The following is a 16,496-nucleotide window of genomic DNA, read 5'->3' as shown; positions in this document are numbered from 1 at the left end:
GCACGCGAGGCTGCGGCTCAGGGCTGCTGCCCCGCATAAAAACGCGCCGCCGCCTCGATCTCGTCGCGCGTCATCTGCCGCGCCACGTTGCGCATCTGCTCGCTCGTGTCGTTGTGACGGTCGCCCGCGGCGAATGCCAGCAATTGCGCGCGGATATAGACGAGCGGCTCGCCTTCCAGCCACGGCGCACCCGGCTTGTTGTCCGCCGGGCCGTGGCACGAAGCACAGGGCGCGATGTTGCGCATGGGCGAGCCGGTCGCGACGATGGCGGGCATGGGCAGCGCGGCCGCCGTGCCTGTGCTGGTGTTCATGCGCGGCAGCGACGCGTAATAGGCCGCCAGGTCCTTCATGTCCTGATCGCTGAGATTGGTGGCCATCGGGCTCATCACCGCGTTCACGCGCGCGCCGCTCTGGAAGTCCTTCAACTGCTTGTAGACCACGCTCTCGTACTGGCCCGCCAGATTCGGCGAGTTCGCAAAGCTGAGCCCCTGCGGGCCGTGGCACATCGTGCAGCGCAGGGAGAGCGTGGCGCCGCGCCCGATGGAAAGCGCATCCGTTCCCGCGAAGGTTTGCGGCGTGAGCACCGCCGTGCTCGTCTTCACGGACGACACCACCGGCTGCTCGACGAGCCACTTCTGCGGCACGCCGGCCGCGCTGCAGATCGCGTTCCAGAGCCCCGTGAACTGCGGGTCTTTCTGCGCCGAGGGCAGCCACACGAACCCGATCAGGATGGAGACGACGGCAATCGCGAGCGTGAGCCCCACGCTCACGGTGAACCATGGGTTGCGCAGCGAGAAGAGGCGCGCTTCGGGAGGCCGCGGCGTGCTCATCGCTGCGCTCCCATCCAGACGGCCGGCACCGAGGTCTGCTTGAGCACCATCAGCTGCGCAATCGGATAGCCGTAGTTGACCACGGTGAGGCCGATCATCAGTGCGATCCAGAGCCCGAAGCTGTTGAGCGCGACCGGCAGCGTGCGCGGCGGATGCACGGCCACGCTGAACTCGAACCGGCTCGCGGGCGCGGGCGCACCCTGATGACCGCGCGCGAGCACGATGAAGAACAGCACCGCCGAGGCCACCAGAATCAGCGCGCCGAAGAACGAGATCACGACGGTGATGGCTTCGGGCGCAATCGCGGGATTGCTGTAGTCGAAGAACGCCATGCGGCGCGGCATGCCGAGAATGCCCGCGTAATGCCACGGGAACGTCGTGACCATCATGCCGATGAACCACAGCCACAGTTGCCAGCGCATCAACCTCACGCTCGCGAGCGCACGGCCCGTCAACTGCGGCCACAGTTCATAGGCAATCGCGAAGTACATGATGACGATGGCGCCGCCGAAGATCAGGTGGAAGTGCCCCGTGATCCACTGCGTGTTGTGAATGGTCGAGTCGAGCTGGTAGCTCATGTTGATGAGGCCGCCGGCCCCGCCAAAGCCCAGCATCACGAACGAGAACGCCACGGCCAGCATCATCGGTTCGTGCCAGGGCAGCGCGCGTATCCAGCCGAACACACCCTTGCCGCCGCGCAGCCGCCCCGCAATTTCCACGGAGGCGCAGATCGTGAAGACCGTGAGCAGCGTGGGCACCGCGACCAGCGCGGTAAATACCGACTGCAGGAACTTGAAGCCCGAGCCCACCTGCGGATCGGCAAAGAGATGGTGAATGCCGATCGGCATGGCCACCACAAGAAACAGGATGAACGAGATGCGCGCCATCTCGTCGCTGTAGAGCCGCCCGCCCACGGCGCGCGGCACGAGCGTGTAGTACGCGATATAGGCCGGCATGAGCCAGAAGTAGACGATGGCGTGCAGCGTCCACGAAAAGAACACGCGCGCGAGACCCGAATCGATGGTGGATGTGAGGCCCAGCGCGACGGGCAGAATCTGGAACAGGATTTCGATGGCGGCGCCCACCGCCGTCCAGGCCCAGAGATACGAGCCCGCGACGTTCGCGAACATGGGCAGCGGCACGGGCTTGCCCGGATTCGCCTTCTTCCAGACATGCAGGTTCACGGACATGAGCGCCACCCAGATCCACGAGCCCACCACCACGAGCACCACGCCGATGTAGTAGAAGGGGCTGCCGATCATCGGCGGATAGAACGTGTAGAGCACCGAGGCACGGCCGAGCGACACCGGCACCATCGCCACAATCGAGCCCACCACCACGAGCCACCAGCCCGCCCACGCCCAGCGCCGGCCGACGAGCCTTTGCTCGAGCGACAGTTCGGTGATCGCGTAGCCGAAGCCCATGGCGATCAGCGTCGGAAACACGTAGGCCATCACGGACCCGTGCGCGGTCACCGAGCGGTAGTACAACTCCGGCGCCGAAAGCCATGCATGCAGCGGGCTGCGCACGTACATCTGCCAGGCGCCCAGCAGCAACGCCACCCCGAAGGTCGCAAAAGCGAACCAGAAATGCGCGAGCACGAGTCGTCGGTTATTTAACACAGCTGAGCCTCCGCGCGCCGGCCGCGAGTGTGTCGAACTCGGCGGCATCGATCACCTTCACATGTGCCCACATGCCTTCGTGGCCCGTGCCGCAATACTCGTGGCACGGCATCAGATGGTCCGCCGGTTCGTTGAACGTGGTGCGAAACGTCGCGACGTAGCCGGGCTCCACCATCGAGTTGATGTTCGTGTCCGCAATCAGGAAACCGTGCACGACGTCGGCGCTCGTGGCACGGAACGTCACCGGCGTACGCGCGGGAACGAGGATGCATTGCGGCGTGAACGAGTACTGCTGGGCGACGATGCGCACCGTAACCGAGCCGTCCGCCTCGCGCGCCGTGCCGAGATTGCTCTCCACGAATTCGCCGGAGACGTGCAGCGTGGTGGGGTCGATGGTTTCGACGCGCGAGGGCGGCATCATCGCCCAGTGCAGGCCGGTGAAGATCACCATCGCCACGAGCAGCAGCAGAATGGCCACCGCGAAGATGGCCCAGCGCCGCTCGGTGCGGGCCGCGACCTCGTGGCCATCGTGGCCGTCGGCGTGGCCCGGCAGCGGACTGTTTGGAGTGTTCGGGACGTTCGACATGGGCGCAGGTTTACTGGATAACGCCGCGAGGCAGGAACACGAGGAAGTAGAACGCAAACCAGAGCGCAATCACGATGGCCGTCGCAATGCCGGCCAGTGCCACGGCGCCTTTCGGGCCGGCGCGCACGATGTCGGCCACGCGCCCTTCGTCGTCGGCGGGACGCGGGCCGCCCGCCCCCGGTGGTACTCGTTCGCCAGTCGACTCGCTCATGGCTTCCCCTCAGTACAGCGGCGCCGAACGCAGCGCATTGGCATCTTTGGCCGACACCGGCGTGCCGTGGTTGCCCCACGCCGTGCGGATGAACGTGACGACCGCCGCTACCTCGTCGTCGGACAGCGACTGGGCGAACGGCGGCATGCCGTAGGGCATCGGGTTCTTCGCCGTGCCCGGCGCGTAACCCCCGTTGAGCACCATGCGGATCGGATTCACGGCGGAGGTCATCTGGATGGACTGGTTGTTCGCGAGCGGCGGGAAGTCAGGCAGTTTGCCCTCGCCGTTCTTGCCGTGGCAGGTGGCGCACTGCGCGTCGTAGATCTTGCTGCCGAGCTTGAAGAGCAGATCGCGCTCGTCGCGCGACATCGCCGACGTGGCCGTGGCTGCACCCTCGCCGCCGTGCTGCGGCAGCGACTTCAGATAGACGGCCATGGCGCGCACGTCGTCGTCGGAAAGGTATTGCAGGCTGTCGTACACCACTTCGGCCATCGGACCGTAGACAGCGCCACGCCGCGACACGCCCTTTTGCAGCAGGTCCGCGATCTCGTCGATGCTCCATTCGCCGAGGCCCGCTTCGCGGTTCGACGTGAGCGACGGCGCGTACCAGTCCTGCATGGGAATCAGCCCGCCTTCGAAGGCCTTCGACTCCGAACTGCCGCCCAACGCGTTGATCGCCGTATGGCACATGGAGCAGTGCCCGAGGCCCTGCACGAGATACGCGCCGCGATTCCATTCCACCGACTTCGCAGGATCGGGCTTGTACTCGCCTTCGCGGAAATACAGCGTGCGCCAGCCGAGCAGCAATTGCCGGTTGTTGTAGGGAAAGCGCATCTCGTGCGGACGGTTCGGCTGCTTCACGGGCGGCACGGACTTGAGATACGCGAAGATCGCGTCGCTGTCTTCGCGCGTGACCTTCGTATAGGCCGCGTAGGGCATCGCGGGATAGAGCAGCGAGCCGTCGCGCGAACGGCCGGTGTGCATCATCGCGTAGAACTCGTCGGCGCTCCATTGGCCGATGCCGGTTTCGTCGTCGGGCGTGATGTTCGGCGAATAGAGCGTGCCGAACGGCGTGGGCATGGCGCGGCCGCCCGCGAAGAGCTTGTCGCTCGGCTTCGTATGGCAGGCGATGCAATCGCCCGCACGGGCCAGATATTCGCCGCGCTTGATGACGTCGGCCTGGCTGGAGCCGCCCTGTGCCAATGCGAGCGGCGTGCTGGCTATCACACCGAAACCCACGCAGACACCCAGCGCGAACGCGGCACCGAGGCGAACGGCCAGCGTCTTCGCCACGCGGCGAACCGGAAAGGACCGGAAGGACCCCAAGACCCGGGGGGACGGAAAGGACAGGATGCGCACCGTGGGCTCCGTCATTGGGGTTCGCTTCCGCAGGCGATGGGCAGCTTCAGGCTTCGCGCAGGCGCGGGCGCCGGATTCGCCGGCCCGGGCGATGCGGCAAGCCAGGCGGCAACCGCCGTGATGTCGTCGTTGCCGAGACGCGAGGCGACGTCGTGCATGCAGTCCGGCGCAATCGAGCTACGTGTGCCGTAGCGCCATGCGCCAAGCTGGGCGCTGATGTATTGCGCATGCAGACCGAGCAGGCCGGGAATGGCCGGGTCCATGCCCGTGAGCGCGGCGCCGTGACAGGCGGCGCAGGCCGGAATGTTGCGCGTGCGGTCGCCCTCTTTCACGAGTTGCTGGCCGCGCCGCAGTAGCTGCGGGCTCACGGCCGGCGTCGAAGCAGGCGGGTATGGCGGACGCTGGCGCGCGAAGTAATCGGCGATGGTTTTGAGATATGCGTCGGGCAGATACGCCAGCAGATAGTTCATCGGCGGATATTGCCGGCGGCCATCGCGAAACGCTGTCAGCTGATTGTAGAGATAGCCGGCCGGCTTGCCGGCAAGGCGCGGGAAGTAATCGTTATCGGTACCCTCGCCCTCTTTGCCATGACAGGCCGCACACGCGAGCACGCGCGCCTGCAGGGTGTCGGGCGCACGCTCGGCAGACGTCCCCTGTCCGAAGACGAAGCCCCAAGGGAAAACGCACAGCAGGATGGCAACAGCGGTTCTTCTCAGCATCGGTGGCAATGCCCGTTGTTATGGCTGTCCGACGATTGTAGTCAATGAATCGGAAAGTAAAAGGTTTGAAAGTGAATACGCCGCACGCGCCGCGAAGCAGCAAGGGACGTGCCGCGGGCAGGCGCGCGGCTGGCCCTGTCGAAACGGGCAAAACTGGCTCTGTGAGACGAACCGGTTTGCCGCCACAATCGGGATTGCCTCGGGATTGCCGCCTGCGATCCCGCAGCCCAATCCGTGGAAGAACCATGTACGTACCCGCCCATTTCGACGAACCTCGCACCGAGGTTCTGCATGCGCGCATCGCGCAACATCCGTTCGGCACGCTCGTCACACACGGCAAAAGCGGACTGGACGCCAATCACCTGCCCTTCGAGCTGGCTGCCGCCGAAGGTCCGCTCGGCGTGCTGCGTGCGCACGTGGCGAGAGCGAATCCGGTCTGGCAGGACGTGGCGAACGGCGACGAGGTGCTCGTCATGTTCCACGCGGGCGACGCCTACATCTCGCCCAACTGGTACCCGAGCAAGCAGGTGCATCACAAGCAGGTGCCGACGTGGAACTACAGGGTCGTCCACGCTTACGGACGCATAACGGTGCTCGACGACGAACGGTTCCTGCGCGGACTCGTCGGCCGGCTCACGCGCACGCACGAGGCGGCCCAACCGGCGCCCTGGAAGATGGGCGATGCGCCGGCGGACTATATCGACACCATGTTGAAATCGATTGTCGGGCTGCAGATCGACATCACGCGCCTCGTGGGCAAAAGCAAGATCGGCCAGAACAAGGATGCGGAAGATATCCGCGGTGCTGGCGAGGCCCTCAAGGCAGGCGGCCACACAGAGTTGGGCGAGGCCATGCTAGCGGTGGCGGCCGGGAAATCCCGATGACGCCGCGCGCGGGCATCGCGTAGTTCGTCGTCGATATCAGGCCACGTCGCATCACGCTGTTCATTCGAAGAGGTCCGATCCCCATGTCAGGCAACACGCTCTTTTCGGCCAACCTGCTGCTCGCCTATACGGCGTATTTCGTCGGCGTCGCAAGCCCCGGGCCCAGCAATCTCGCGATCATGTCCATTGCCGCGCATCACGGCCGCAAAGCCGCCCTCGCCTTCGCACTGGGCGTGATTTCCGGATCGATGTTCTGGGCGACGGTGGCCACAGCCGGCATCTCGGCCGCGCTGATTGCGTGGTCGCAGTTCATCGTCGCAGTGAAGGTTTTCGGCGGCGTGTATCTGCTCTGGCTCGCCTTCAAGTCGGCGCGCACTGCGCTCGGCGCACAGCCCGCTGCCGCGCCGCGCGACGCGCAGGCCGAGCCGCTGAAGCGGCTCTACACGAAAGGCGCGCTGCTGCATCTCACGAACCCGAAGGCGATTCTCGTCTGGGTGTCGATCGTCGCGCTCTCGTCGAATCACGTGGGGCCTGCCCACGACGCCGTGGTGCCGGGCTGCGCGGTGATCGGCATGGTGGTGTTCAGCACGTATGCGCTCGTGTTTTCCACCGCGACGGCCAGAGCGGCTTACGTGAGGACGCGCCGCGTGCTGGAAGGATGCCTCGCGGTCGTGTTCGGAGTGGCCGGCATCCGGCTGCTGGCGTGGTCGTCCCGATAGCCTTCGCGTGCGCCCGCCTCAGGCCGGCACGTCGTCCACCTCGCTTCGCGCATAGCGGCCGGGCGGCATGCCGACGTGCCGCGTGAACGCCACGCCGAAGGCACTCACCGATCCATAGCCCACATGGGCGGCGATCTCCGCAATCGACCGGTCCCGTTGCCGCAGCAGCCGTTTCGCGAGCGCCATGCGCCACGTGAGCAGGTATTCCATCGGCGCGACACCCACCGCGCGGCTGAAGCGTTCGAAGAACGCCGAGCGCGACATCGCGGCCTCGCGCGCCAGTTGAGCGATGGTCCAAGGCTGCGCGGGATCTTCGTGCATGCGCCGTAGCGCGAGCGCGAGCTTTGCATCGGCAAGTCCGCGCACGAGGCCAGGTGACGCCGCCGTGCTCGCGGTCGAGCGCAGCGCCTCGATCAGCAGCACTTCGAGCAACCGGGCCATCACGATTTCGCGCGCCGGGCGGTCTGCGCGCGATTCGTCGCCCACCAGTTGAACCAGCGTGGAAAGACGCGACGCCCCGCGCACGTGCACCCATTGCGGCAGAAGCGAAACCAGCAGCGCAGAGTCCGGCGAGCCGAACACGCAGTGGCCCACGAGCATGCGCACGTTGACGGGCTCATCGGGATTGCCCACGCGCGCGCCGCCGGGAATCGGCGTGATGGGCGAAGCAAAGGCGTCGCCTTCGTCAGGCGGCGGCCCATTAAGGCTGGATGTCGCGAAGCGGCGCGCGGCGGGAAGCAAGGCGAAGTCGCCTTCGTTGAGCGTGATCGTTTCGCTGCCTGTCGCTCCGTCTATGGTCAGACGGCAGCCGCCTTCGAGCACGGCGAGATAAAACGGACGACCGGTCTCGCTGCGGCGCACAGCCCACGTGGCGGAGGCCACGACGAGTTTCGAGAACGGCGCGCCTGGCTGCAACAACGACACGACTTCGGCGAGGGGGTCGACCATTCTGGACGATTTCAACAAAGAAATGGATCTCGAAGTATAGTTCGTCCGAAATCGGGCCGCTATCGTACAGGCATTGCCAACCGATGGAGTTCCCGATGTCCCCTGTTTCCACCGTTCTTATCACCGGTTGCTCGTCCGGTTTCGGACTTGAGACCGCGCGGCTTTTCCTCGACAAGGGCTGGCGCGTTATCGCAACGATGCGCACGCCGCGAGAGGATCTGCTGCCGGCGTCGGAGCGGCTTCGCGTGCTGCCGCTCGACGTCACCGATATCGAGAGCATCCGGCGTTGCATCGAAGCGGCCGGACCGATCGACGCGCTCGTCAACAACGCCGGCGTCGGCATGGCGGGACCGCTGGAAGGAATCGATCTGAACCACGCCCGCACCGTCTACGAGACCAACACGCTCGGCACCATTGCGGTGACGCAGGCCGTGCTGCCGCAGTTCCGGCAGCGGCGCGCGGGTGTGGTCGTGAACGTGACGTCGACCGTGACGCTGAAGCCGTTGCCGCTGCTCTCGGTCTACACGGGCAGCAAGGCGGCCGTGAATGCGTTCACCGAATCGCTCGCGCTGGAGCTGGCGCCCTTCGATGTGCGCGTGCGGCTCGTGCTGCCCGGACGCTCGCCCAGCACGAGCTTCGGCAACAACGCCCGCCGCCTGATGAACGAAGACGTGCCCGAGCCGTACGCCGCGTTCACACAAGGCGTCTTCGCCCTCGATACGCGACACGAGCACGCCGGTCACGTATGCCGAGGACGTCGCCGCAGCCGTGTGGACCGCCGTGACCGATCCCGCCGCGCCGATGCGCCTGCCCGCCGGAGCCGACGCCATCGCGACGGCGCTCGCGGCGCAGTGAACGTCCTCTTCGTCGCTTGCCGTTACGAAAGCGACCTCAGGTGATTGCGCAGCCTGTCCACCTCGCCTTGCGCGAACGGCTTCTCGATTTCGGTGTGCGTCTGCTGCCACACCGGGAACGCGCGGGCGAGCAATTGCTCGCCCGCGGGCGTCAAGCGAAGCCGACGGCTGCGCCTGTCCTGCGCGTCCTGCTCGACGACGACCAGTTCGCGCCGCTCCAGCGGCTTGAGCGCAGCCGTTAGCGTAGTGCGATCCATTGCCAGCAGCGACGCCACGTCTTTCATTGCCGGCGGCTGAGGCCGATTGAGCGACATCAGAAGCGAGAACTGCCCGTTCGTGAGATCGAACGGGCGCAACGCCTCGTCGAACAGGCGCGCAAGATTGCGTGCCGCCCGCTGCATGTGCAGACACAGGCAGCAGTCGCGCACCATCAGCGTGGTTTCGAAAGGAAGAGACTTCGGAAGCTTTTTCGCGTGTGCCATATTGCAATTATGTTGATATCAACCTATATTGTCAACGCCGGGCCGCAACATCCCGTTGCGCCCGTCAACAGAAGGAGGAGGCATGAGCGATCAACCGTTGTTTCTCGCCGTTTTCCTCGGCAGCAAGGACAATCCGCGCATGAAGACATGGCTGGCGCTTTCCGAAGAAGAACGGCGCGCCAGGGAACGGGAAGGCATCGCCGCATGGGGCGCGTGGGTCGACAAGCACAAGGCAGCCATTGTCGAGATGGGTGGTCCACTTGGCAAAACAAAGAACGTGAGCGAACAGGGCATCAAGGATGTGACCAACGCGCTCGCCGCGTTTACGGTCTTACGGAGTACGTCGCATGACGAGGCGGCCAGAATATTCGAGGGCCATCCGCATTTCACCGTTTTCCCGGGTGAGTCGATCGACGTGATGCCCGTTCTACCTATCCCTCACATGTGAAAGGCGCTGTCTCGCGGTGTGGAAAAACATCGATACAGCCGCTTGTTCATGAGCGACGGCGGTTCTTTGGAGGAAGATGATGAGACTTTACGGATTTGCTGGAACGCGCTCGCAGCGCGCGCTTTGGGGCCTCAAGGAAGTCGATGCCGACTTTGAATTCGTGTCGGTGAATCTGCGCGAGGGTGAGCACAAGCGGCCCGAATTCCTGCGCATCAATCCTGCGGGAAAGGTACCGGTTCTGATCGACGGCGACCAGATCATTCCGGAATCCGCAGCAATCGTTCTGTATCTTGCGGACAAGTATCCCGAGAAAGGGCTGATGCCCGACGACCTGCGCGAGCGCGCACAGGCGTATCGCTGGACCCTGTTTGCAGTGACCGAACTCGAGCAGCCGCTCTGGCGAATCACGCGTCACACCTTGCTTTATCCGCCCGAGAAACGTTCCCCCGCCGATATCGAACTCGCGCGCGAAGACTTCAAGACGATGGCCGCGATTCTCGACAGGCATCTCGATGGGCGCCAATTCATCGTCGGCAACGCGCTCTCGGTGGCCGACTGCGTAACTGCGTATCTGATCGACTGGGCCAACGAACTGCATCTGATCGATACGTTCCCGCAGTTGCAGGCCTACCTGGAACGTCTGTATGCGCGTCCGGAAGCGCCGCAGCGTATCGCCGAGGCACGCATGGCCGCGTGAGCGTGCCTCGCCGTCATAGCGGCCAGCGTTTGCGCGAGACAACGGCGAAACTCACTGCTATCGCCCCACCCTGCCCGGACGTCGCGTCTTCCGGGGGCGTCATGTCGAAGCGTGGCCGACGCACGCGCGCGTTGCGACTGGAAGAAGCGCCTGGCAACGGTTCGGCCTGAGACGCCGAGCCGTTGCCGGCTGCATCGGTTCGCGCTGCCTCGTGCAGGCAGTCGCAGATCTCTTTGGAAGCCATGAGGCGTCGCTCGTAAAAGGGCATGTCCGTATTGAACACGCCGCGCATCGATCAGTAAAATGAATGATTCGATCGATACGATAACGTGCCGGAATGGAACTCAAGCTACTGAGAGCGTTTTTGACGGTCGCCGAGCTACGGCATTTCGGACGCGCAGCCGACGCCCTGCATATGAGCCAGCCTGCCTTGAGCAAGCAGGTGAACGCGCTGGAAGCGAGCGTGGGCGGAAAGCTCTTCGAACGCGGGCGGCACGGCGCTGCGTTGACGCGCTTCGGCGAGGGCTTTCTGCCCGACGCGAAGGCACTCGTCTACGACGCCGATGAAATACTCGGGCGGGCGCGCGAAGCCAGCAGCGGCACGCGCGGACACTTGCGGGTGGGCATCTGCCTGTCCGTGCTGACGCTCGCGCCGCAGATCATCGCGGACTTTCGCCAGCGGCGTCCGGGTATCGCGGTCGCGCTGAGCGACCTGTCCTCCGACGAGCAAATCCGCCGCATTCAGGCCGGCAAACTGGACGTGGGCTTCATGCGCCTCTCCCGTACCGAGGGCCTCTCTTCTCTGAACGTCGTCGACGAGCGGCTCGCGCTGGCGTTGCCGCCCAGCCTTGCGCGCGTGCGTCTTCCGTCCGACTTCGGGAAGCTGAACGAAATGGGCTTCGTGGCCTTGCGGCGCACACGCGGCCCCGGGCTCGCAGCGCAAATCGAAAACTGGTGTCGCGAACATCGGTTCGTGCCGAACGTCACGCAGAAGGCCGACGATGTGCAGTCCGTTCTCGCGTCGGTCGCTGCGGGCGTGGGTGTCGCGTTCATTCCGTCGCGGGCCGAGCACCTGTTGCGGGACGCCACCGTTGTGCCGCTGCGCGGCAAGCATGCAACGTGGCGCGTGGGGCTGGTATGGGCCAGCGGGGCGCACAACCCCGTGACCTCGCAGTTCGTATCGTTCGTTCGTGCGGCCTTGAAAAAAGGCTGACCGAAGCGGTGGCCCCCAACAATGGGCCCACCGCTTCGCGCAGAACCATCTCAACCGCGCTGCCCCGCCGCTTCGAGAATGAGCTGCGAGATCTCCTCAGGATGGGAGATCAGCGAGAGATGGCTCGACTTCAATTCGATGGTTTTAGCGCCCATGCGCTTGGCCATGAAGCGTTCGAGGTCGGGATTGATCGTGCGGTCTTCCGTGGAAACCGCGTAGAAGCTCGGTTTCGACCGCCACGCCGCCTGCGTCGTCTTGCCGGTGAGCAATGCCTTGTGGAACGGCTCCTGCACCGCAAAGAGCAGCTTGGCCTTCGCTTCAGGCAGGTCGCCCGCGAAGTCGCGCAGGAAGGCTGCCTCGGTCAGGCGCCCTTCGTCGCCGTCGAAGACGATTCCAGCGGAGGCCGGCGGCGTCGGATAGGTCCGGGCCAGTGCCGTGTAGTCCTCGCCCGCATCCGGCGCACGCGCGGCCACGTAGACAAGCGCCGAGACGTTGGGATGCACGCCGGCTTGCGTCACGATCATGCCTGAGAACGAATGCCCGACCAGCACCGTGGGACCATCCTGCCGGTCCAGCACGCGCTGGGCCGAGCCAACGGCTTCGGGCAGCGTGGTCAGCGGGTTTTGAACGGAGGTGACATTGAGGCCCGCGGCCTGCAATCGCGGAATCACTTCCGACCAGCACGACCCGTCAGCAAAGAGCCCATGCACGAGCACGACATTGCGCGCCTTCGCAGGAGCCGGCATGGCGGCCATGCCGCGCGAGGATACGAGCGAGGCGGCGGCGCCTGCAATGAGTGCCGCCGAGAAGCTACGTCTGTTCATCGTCATCGTGCGTCTTCCTTCCTGGTGGGTTGCGGTGTGTGCAATAACGAACTAGCGGCCTTTGTATTCCATGGCGGGCCGGGGTTGGCCGGCGCGAGCGGCCTTTCACCTTGCGCGACCCGCGTTTCCGGCCTCTAAGCCGGAGTTTTCGGCAGACGGCTTCACGCCCGAATGGCAACCGGCCTGTCCACCTTCAGAGCGCTTGCCCGCGAGGCGCGACCGCGCGCGCCGGTATCGCGACGCTATCGAGATGGAGGCGCTGCCAGGCCCGCGGACTGATGCCCGTCAAGCGCTTGAACCATCGCCCCAGATGGGACTGGTCCACAAAGCCGCATGCGAGCGCAATGGCCGGCAACGCAAGGCCGCCTTGCCGCAGCAGGTCCTTTGCGAGCGCGACCTTGTTTTTGAGCGCCCACCGATGCGGCGGCAAGCCTGTCGACTGCTTGAACTCCCGCGCAAAGTGACTGGGCGAGAGCCCGCACGCTTCGCCGAGCGCCGCGAGCGTGACGCTGTCGTGATCGCGCACCGACAGCATGGTCTTGGCAAGCTGTAGATGCGCAGCGGACAGGCCGCCGCGAACGCGTCGCAGGGCGCCTGTCGGGTGCGTGTGGCCGCAGTCGTCGAGCACGTAGGCACGAACGGTGCGCGTAGCGAGGTCGAAGAAGAGCGCAGACGCGGCGTTCTGTCGTCTGTCGTCGGGTTCGTCGCCGCCGGCACTCACCTGGACCGCACACACCTGAACCGTGACGAACGATGGCGCGACGAAGACCGCAGCGGATCGCCCCATCATGACGCAGCCCTCTTCTTTCTCGCCAACAATCGAAGGTCTGCCGACGGCATATCGGCAACCAGCCGGTCCAGCGCGGCGGTCAGGTGTTCCACGGGCGCGACGCCGCGCACCACGACCGGTGGCCGTGTTCGTGCCTCGTCGCTGGTGTGCGAAAGCATCACGAACGGCAGTCCGGTTACGCCAAGGCGGCCGGCCCTGGCTTCGTCGTCCTCGATCGCCGTCTTGAAGCGCTGCGCGGCGAGCGATGCAGCCAGCGCCGCGCGATCGACACCGCATTCGGCGGCAATATCGAGCAGCACGTCCGCACGGCCGATATCGCGGCCATGCTCGAAATAGGCCTTGAACAGTGCACGATGCACGGCGTTGAAGCGTCCCACCGTGCGACTGAAGAAAGCCGTTTCGAACGCAAGACGGCTGCGCGGTGCAACGGGCGGCAACTGAACTTTCACGTTGCGTTCGGCCGCGAGCGGATAAACCGCATTGAGCCAGATGTTGGTGATGTACTCGCCGTCGGGTTCGATCAGCGCAATGGGCTCGGGACGCAGTTCGAACGCGTGCCATTCGAGCACGAACGGCACGCGCGACTCTTCGATGAACCGCTCGAGCACACTCATCTGCAAATAACAGAAAGGGCACACATAGTCTGCCCAGCAATCAATGCGGACGGTCGGCATCGGAATCATGGAAAGCCTCTCGGCGTTTTCCGAGAGTGGAAGTGTGCGTCGACGTGGCGTTTGTGCCGACCATAATACCCGCGTGCTTATCTTGTGTTGCGCACGCCCGGTCGCTTCTGGTACGCAAATGCTATTTCTTTCGCGCTGCGCTGCCGGCGTCGGCCCGCTTTCTGCTGATGAGTCCGCGACGCCGCACGCAGGTTGCGCACAGATGCCGGGCGCGAGCCTTCTATGACTGCGTCCCCGCATACGCCGCCTTCAGCGCCGCGACGTCGAACTTCGTCATCTGCATCATGGTTGCGGCGACCCGCCCCGCCTTGACCGGATCCGGATCCGCGATCATCGCGATGAGGTCGTCCGGGACGATCTGCCACGATACGCCGAAGCGGTCCCTCAGCCAGCCGCAGCCGTCGGCCGTGCCGCCGTCCATAAGGGCGCCCCAGTAGCGGTCCAGCTCCGCCTGATCGCCGCAACTGATCATCAACGATATCGCGTGATTGAAAGCCTCGCGCCGTTCGTGGCTCATGGCGATGAAGGGCTGCCCGAAGAGAACGAACTCGACCACCTTGGTGGACGCGGTGCCCTGCACCGACGTGACGCGATTCACGCGCGAGTCCGGAAAAATACCCGCGTAGAAAGCGGCGGCCTCTTCGGCTTCGGATGAGTACCAGAGAAACGGCGTGATCTTTTGAATCGACATCGCATGTCTCCTTTCAATGTTGGCCTCTCGCGAACACAGGCGCATGCGGCCACCGGGCCCGGGAAGTACGCCTAACCCACCTCGACGCGATTACGGCCCAATTGCTTGGCGCGGTAGAGTGCCCGGTCCGCGCGTTTCATCAGCGCATCGACGTCGCGCTCGCCTGCTTCGCGCGTGACGACGCCGATGCTCACGGTAAACGGAATCGCCTCGAGACGCCACGCATGCTCGAAATCGTGCTGCTCGATACGCCGACGCAGTTGTTCCGCCACCTTCTGCGCGACGTTCGCATCCGCGCCCGGCAGCGCCGCGACGAATTCCTCGCCGCCCCAGCGCGCGAATACATTGGAATCCTGCATCACCGATAGCCCCACTTTCGCGAGCACGCGCAAGACCTCGTCGCCGGCATCGTGACCATAGCTGTCGTTGATCTTCTTGAAGAAGTCGATGTCAAGAATGAACGCTGACAGAACGTCGTCGGCGCCGAGCGCCTTATCGACGAAATCCAGAAACTCGCGGCGGTTCGGCAGGCCCGTCAATGCATCGGTACCCGCCTGCTTCTTCAACTGTTCCATGAGTTGGGCACGATCCGTGATGTCGCGCACGACTGCCGTGAACTCGGTTACGCCGTTCACATCGATTTTGGAGATCGCGATTTCGACCGGAATGACGGAGCCATTCCGATGCCGTCCGTACACACTGTTGCTGCCGTCCATGCGCGGGGGCGTGACCTGCCGCTCGCTCATCTGCACGGTGTTCGCAAACTGTCGTACGCGCTGCGAGTGGCCCGCGCGAAACCTTTCGGGCAACAGCATTTCGATGGGTTGCCCGAGCACCTCGGCCGACGTATAGCCGAACAGGTTCTCTGCCGCGCGATTGAAGAGCGTGATGTTGTGCTGCTGATCGATCGCGACAATCGCGTCGTAAGCCGAATCGACTACTGCCCGGTAACGCGAAGCGCTAGCCTCCATTTCGCGTGCGAGCGGCGAGGTCGGCGCGGCCCTCACGCCCGTGACGAGTATTTCGCGCGCCGCTGCACCGCCATGAGAACGTGCAAACGGTTTGAACGAGAGGCGCCAACGCAGGGCGCCGTCGTGGACGTCGTGAAACTCGCACGCCTGCTTTTGCGGCGCTGCGTCGGACCTCAGGCAGGTTTCCAGCGTCTCGCGCAACGCTTGCCACTTGCCGTCGGTACTCAGCGAATCGAATGGCACAGGAAATGTCTGCGTGTCCGGCAGCGCTGCGCCAATCATCTGCAAGAAAGGGTCATTGCATGCCGTGACAACAAGCTCGCCGCGCTCGTCCCGCCCGACGATGGCAACGCTGACCGCCACGCTGTCCTCGAACTCATGAGGGGTGTTGGGGCAATTGGACATAGTCGTACCTTGCTGGAGCGTTACACCGTTTCGATCCAGGTATGGTACGAGAAATTGTTGCCCGCGAGTCTTACGGGATTTTCGGGAGAAGGTTCTGCCGCCTCGTCGCTCGCAGGCTGTCTGAAAGGTTTGGGAAACTGCCGCCCACCGCGCCCGCAATTACAGTTGCGTCTCGATGGCCGTCTTGTCGATCACCGACCATACCTGCGCGATCTTCCCGTCGCGGAACGTATAAAACACGTTTTCTGCGAAAGAGATGCGCCTGCCGTCGATGGGTAACCCGAGGAAACGATGCCGGGGTCTGCAGTCGAACGCCAGACGACTCGCGACGACAGGCGGCTGCGTCACCAGGAGTTCGACGACAAAACGAAGATCCGGTATCTCATGCACATCCCGTTCCAGCATGTCGCGATAGCCGGACAAGCCGATGCGCCGACCGTTGTGAACGACGTCGTCGGCCACGAACCGGCCAAGCGATGCCCAATCCCGACGATTCAGGCAATCGAGGTAATCGCGATAGATATCGCTCAGGTTCGGCTCGCTCACCATGACCTCCCGTC

General features: G+C 64.5%; 19 protein-coding genes and 1 pseudogene. 6 read left to right on the top strand and 14 right to left on the bottom strand.

Annotated elements, in window-relative coordinates; all coding sequences use genetic code 11:
* Positions 1 to 17: 17 nt before the first annotated feature.
* The 6 genes from PXJ20_RS11350 to PXJ20_RS11325 form a co-directional block, all read right to left on the bottom strand.
* Entirely contained in the window at positions 18 to 830 is an 813-nt protein-coding gene (locus tag PXJ20_RS11350; RefSeq protein ID WP_421030737.1) for a c-type cytochrome, read from the bottom strand.
* A complete protein-coding gene (locus PXJ20_RS11345; RefSeq protein ID WP_421030736.1) occupies positions 827 to 2,452 on the bottom strand; it encodes a b(o/a)3-type cytochrome-c oxidase subunit 1 in 1,626 nt (541 codons plus the stop codon). Before PXJ20_RS11345 ends, PXJ20_RS11350 begins: the two co-directional genes overlap by 4 nt.
* A complete protein-coding gene (locus PXJ20_RS11340; protein ID WP_421030735.1) occupies positions 2,442 to 3,038 on the bottom strand; it encodes a cytochrome C oxidase subunit II in 597 nt (198 codons plus the stop codon). The genes PXJ20_RS11345 and PXJ20_RS11340 overlap by 11 nt, the downstream gene beginning before the upstream one ends.
* A gap of 10 nt (positions 3,039 to 3,048) precedes the next feature.
* Positions 3,049 to 3,249 (bottom strand): hypothetical protein, encoded by a 201-nt coding sequence (locus tag PXJ20_RS11335; protein ID WP_026122072.1) that lies wholly within the window; start codon positions 3,247 to 3,249, stop codon positions 3,049 to 3,051.
* Between the two features lie 9 nt (positions 3,250 to 3,258).
* Positions 3,259 to 4,542 (bottom strand): c-type cytochrome, encoded by a 1,284-nt coding sequence (locus tag PXJ20_RS11330; RefSeq protein WP_421030734.1) that lies wholly within the window; start codon positions 4,540 to 4,542, stop codon positions 3,259 to 3,261.
* Between the two features lie 77 nt (positions 4,543 to 4,619).
* Positions 4,620 to 5,327, bottom strand: a complete 708-nt coding sequence (locus PXJ20_RS11325) for a c-type cytochrome (protein WP_017777923.1) — start codon at positions 5,325 to 5,327, stop codon at positions 4,620 to 4,622.
* Between the two features lie 245 nt (positions 5,328 to 5,572).
* Here PXJ20_RS11325 and PXJ20_RS11320 point away from each other — a divergent pair, with 245 nt between their 5' ends.
* Positions 5,573 to 6,211 carry an FMN-binding negative transcriptional regulator gene (locus PXJ20_RS11320; protein WP_413213621.1) on the top strand — a complete coding sequence of 213 codons (639 nt, stop codon included), beginning with the start codon at positions 5,573 to 5,575 and terminating at the stop codon, positions 6,209 to 6,211.
* A gap of 83 nt (positions 6,212 to 6,294) precedes the next feature.
* Positions 6,295 to 6,930 carry a LysE family translocator gene (locus PXJ20_RS11315; RefSeq protein ID WP_017777921.1) on the top strand — a complete coding sequence of 212 codons (636 nt, stop codon included), beginning with the start codon at positions 6,295 to 6,297 and terminating at the stop codon, positions 6,928 to 6,930.
* 18 nt (positions 6,931 to 6,948) lie between these two features.
* On the opposite strand, the gene PXJ20_RS11310 is transcribed toward PXJ20_RS11315, so the two are convergent.
* The gene (locus PXJ20_RS11310) at positions 6,949 to 7,878 is read right to left on the bottom strand and encodes an AraC family transcriptional regulator (RefSeq protein ID WP_421030733.1); all 930 of its coding nucleotides are present in this window, start codon (positions 7,876 to 7,878) and stop codon (positions 6,949 to 6,951) included.
* 95 nt (positions 7,879 to 7,973) lie between these two features.
* Here PXJ20_RS11310 and PXJ20_RS11305 point away from each other — a divergent pair.
* Positions 7,974 to 8,733 (top strand): annotated as a pseudogene (locus PXJ20_RS11305) (SDR family oxidoreductase).
* Positions 8,734 to 8,755: 22 nt separating this feature from the next.
* Here the strand turns inward: PXJ20_RS11305 and PXJ20_RS11300 are convergent.
* Positions 8,756 to 9,214: a MarR family winged helix-turn-helix transcriptional regulator gene (locus PXJ20_RS11300; protein WP_277597769.1), complete on the bottom strand. Its 459-nt coding sequence runs from the start codon at positions 9,212 to 9,214 to the stop codon at positions 8,756 to 8,758.
* Positions 9,215 to 9,296: 82 nt separating this feature from the next.
* On the opposite strand from PXJ20_RS11300, the gene PXJ20_RS11295 reads away from it, so the two are divergent.
* From PXJ20_RS11295 to PXJ20_RS11285, 3 genes are all read left to right on the top strand, one after another.
* Positions 9,297 to 9,662, top strand: a complete 366-nt coding sequence (locus PXJ20_RS11295; RefSeq protein ID WP_421030732.1) for a hypothetical protein — start codon at positions 9,297 to 9,299, stop codon at positions 9,660 to 9,662.
* A 79-nt stretch (positions 9,663 to 9,741) separates the two neighbouring features.
* Positions 9,742 to 10,359: a glutathione S-transferase family protein gene (locus tag PXJ20_RS11290; protein WP_026122071.1), complete on the top strand. Its 618-nt coding sequence runs from the start codon at positions 9,742 to 9,744 to the stop codon at positions 10,357 to 10,359.
* A gap of 337 nt (positions 10,360 to 10,696) precedes the next feature.
* Positions 10,697 to 11,572 (top strand): LysR family transcriptional regulator, encoded by an 876-nt coding sequence (locus PXJ20_RS11285; RefSeq protein ID WP_421030731.1) that lies wholly within the window; start codon positions 10,697 to 10,699, stop codon positions 11,570 to 11,572.
* Positions 11,573 to 11,622: 50 nt separating this feature from the next.
* Here PXJ20_RS11285 and PXJ20_RS11280 read toward each other — a convergent pair whose 3' ends face one another.
* The 6 genes from PXJ20_RS11280 to PXJ20_RS11255 form a co-directional block, all read right to left on the bottom strand.
* Positions 11,623 to 12,402 (bottom strand): alpha/beta fold hydrolase, encoded by a 780-nt coding sequence (locus PXJ20_RS11280; RefSeq protein WP_421030730.1) that lies wholly within the window; start codon positions 12,400 to 12,402, stop codon positions 11,623 to 11,625.
* Positions 12,403 to 12,589: 187 nt separating this feature from the next.
* Entirely contained in the window at positions 12,590 to 13,186 is a 597-nt protein-coding gene (locus PXJ20_RS11275) for a helix-turn-helix domain-containing protein (protein WP_421030729.1), read from the bottom strand.
* On the bottom strand, positions 13,183 to 13,860 hold the full coding sequence (locus PXJ20_RS11270; RefSeq protein WP_421057421.1) for a DsbA family oxidoreductase: 678 nt from the start codon (positions 13,858 to 13,860) through the stop codon (positions 13,183 to 13,185). Before PXJ20_RS11270 ends, PXJ20_RS11275 begins: the two co-directional genes overlap by 4 nt.
* A gap of 229 nt (positions 13,861 to 14,089) precedes the next feature.
* Positions 14,090 to 14,560 carry a VOC family protein gene (locus tag PXJ20_RS11265; RefSeq protein ID WP_126875879.1) on the bottom strand — a complete coding sequence of 157 codons (471 nt, stop codon included), beginning with the start codon at positions 14,558 to 14,560 and terminating at the stop codon, positions 14,090 to 14,092.
* Between the two features lie 71 nt (positions 14,561 to 14,631).
* A complete protein-coding gene (locus PXJ20_RS11260; RefSeq protein WP_421030727.1) occupies positions 14,632 to 15,936 on the bottom strand; it encodes a sensor domain-containing diguanylate cyclase in 1,305 nt (434 codons plus the stop codon).
* 159 nt (positions 15,937 to 16,095) lie between these two features.
* Complete coding sequence (locus PXJ20_RS11255) at positions 16,096 to 16,482, bottom strand: ester cyclase (protein WP_026122067.1); 387 nt, start codon at positions 16,480 to 16,482, stop codon at positions 16,096 to 16,098.
* Positions 16,483 to 16,496 lie beyond the last annotated feature (14 nt).

It is taken from the genome of Paraburkholderia sp. A1RI_3L, assembly GCF_048957895.1.
Taxonomy (GTDB): domain Bacteria; phylum Pseudomonadota; class Gammaproteobacteria; order Burkholderiales; family Burkholderiaceae; genus Paraburkholderia; species Paraburkholderia kururiensis.
Note: the sequence above shows the minus strand (reverse complement) of the source record. Positions and strands in the feature narration are given on the sequence as shown.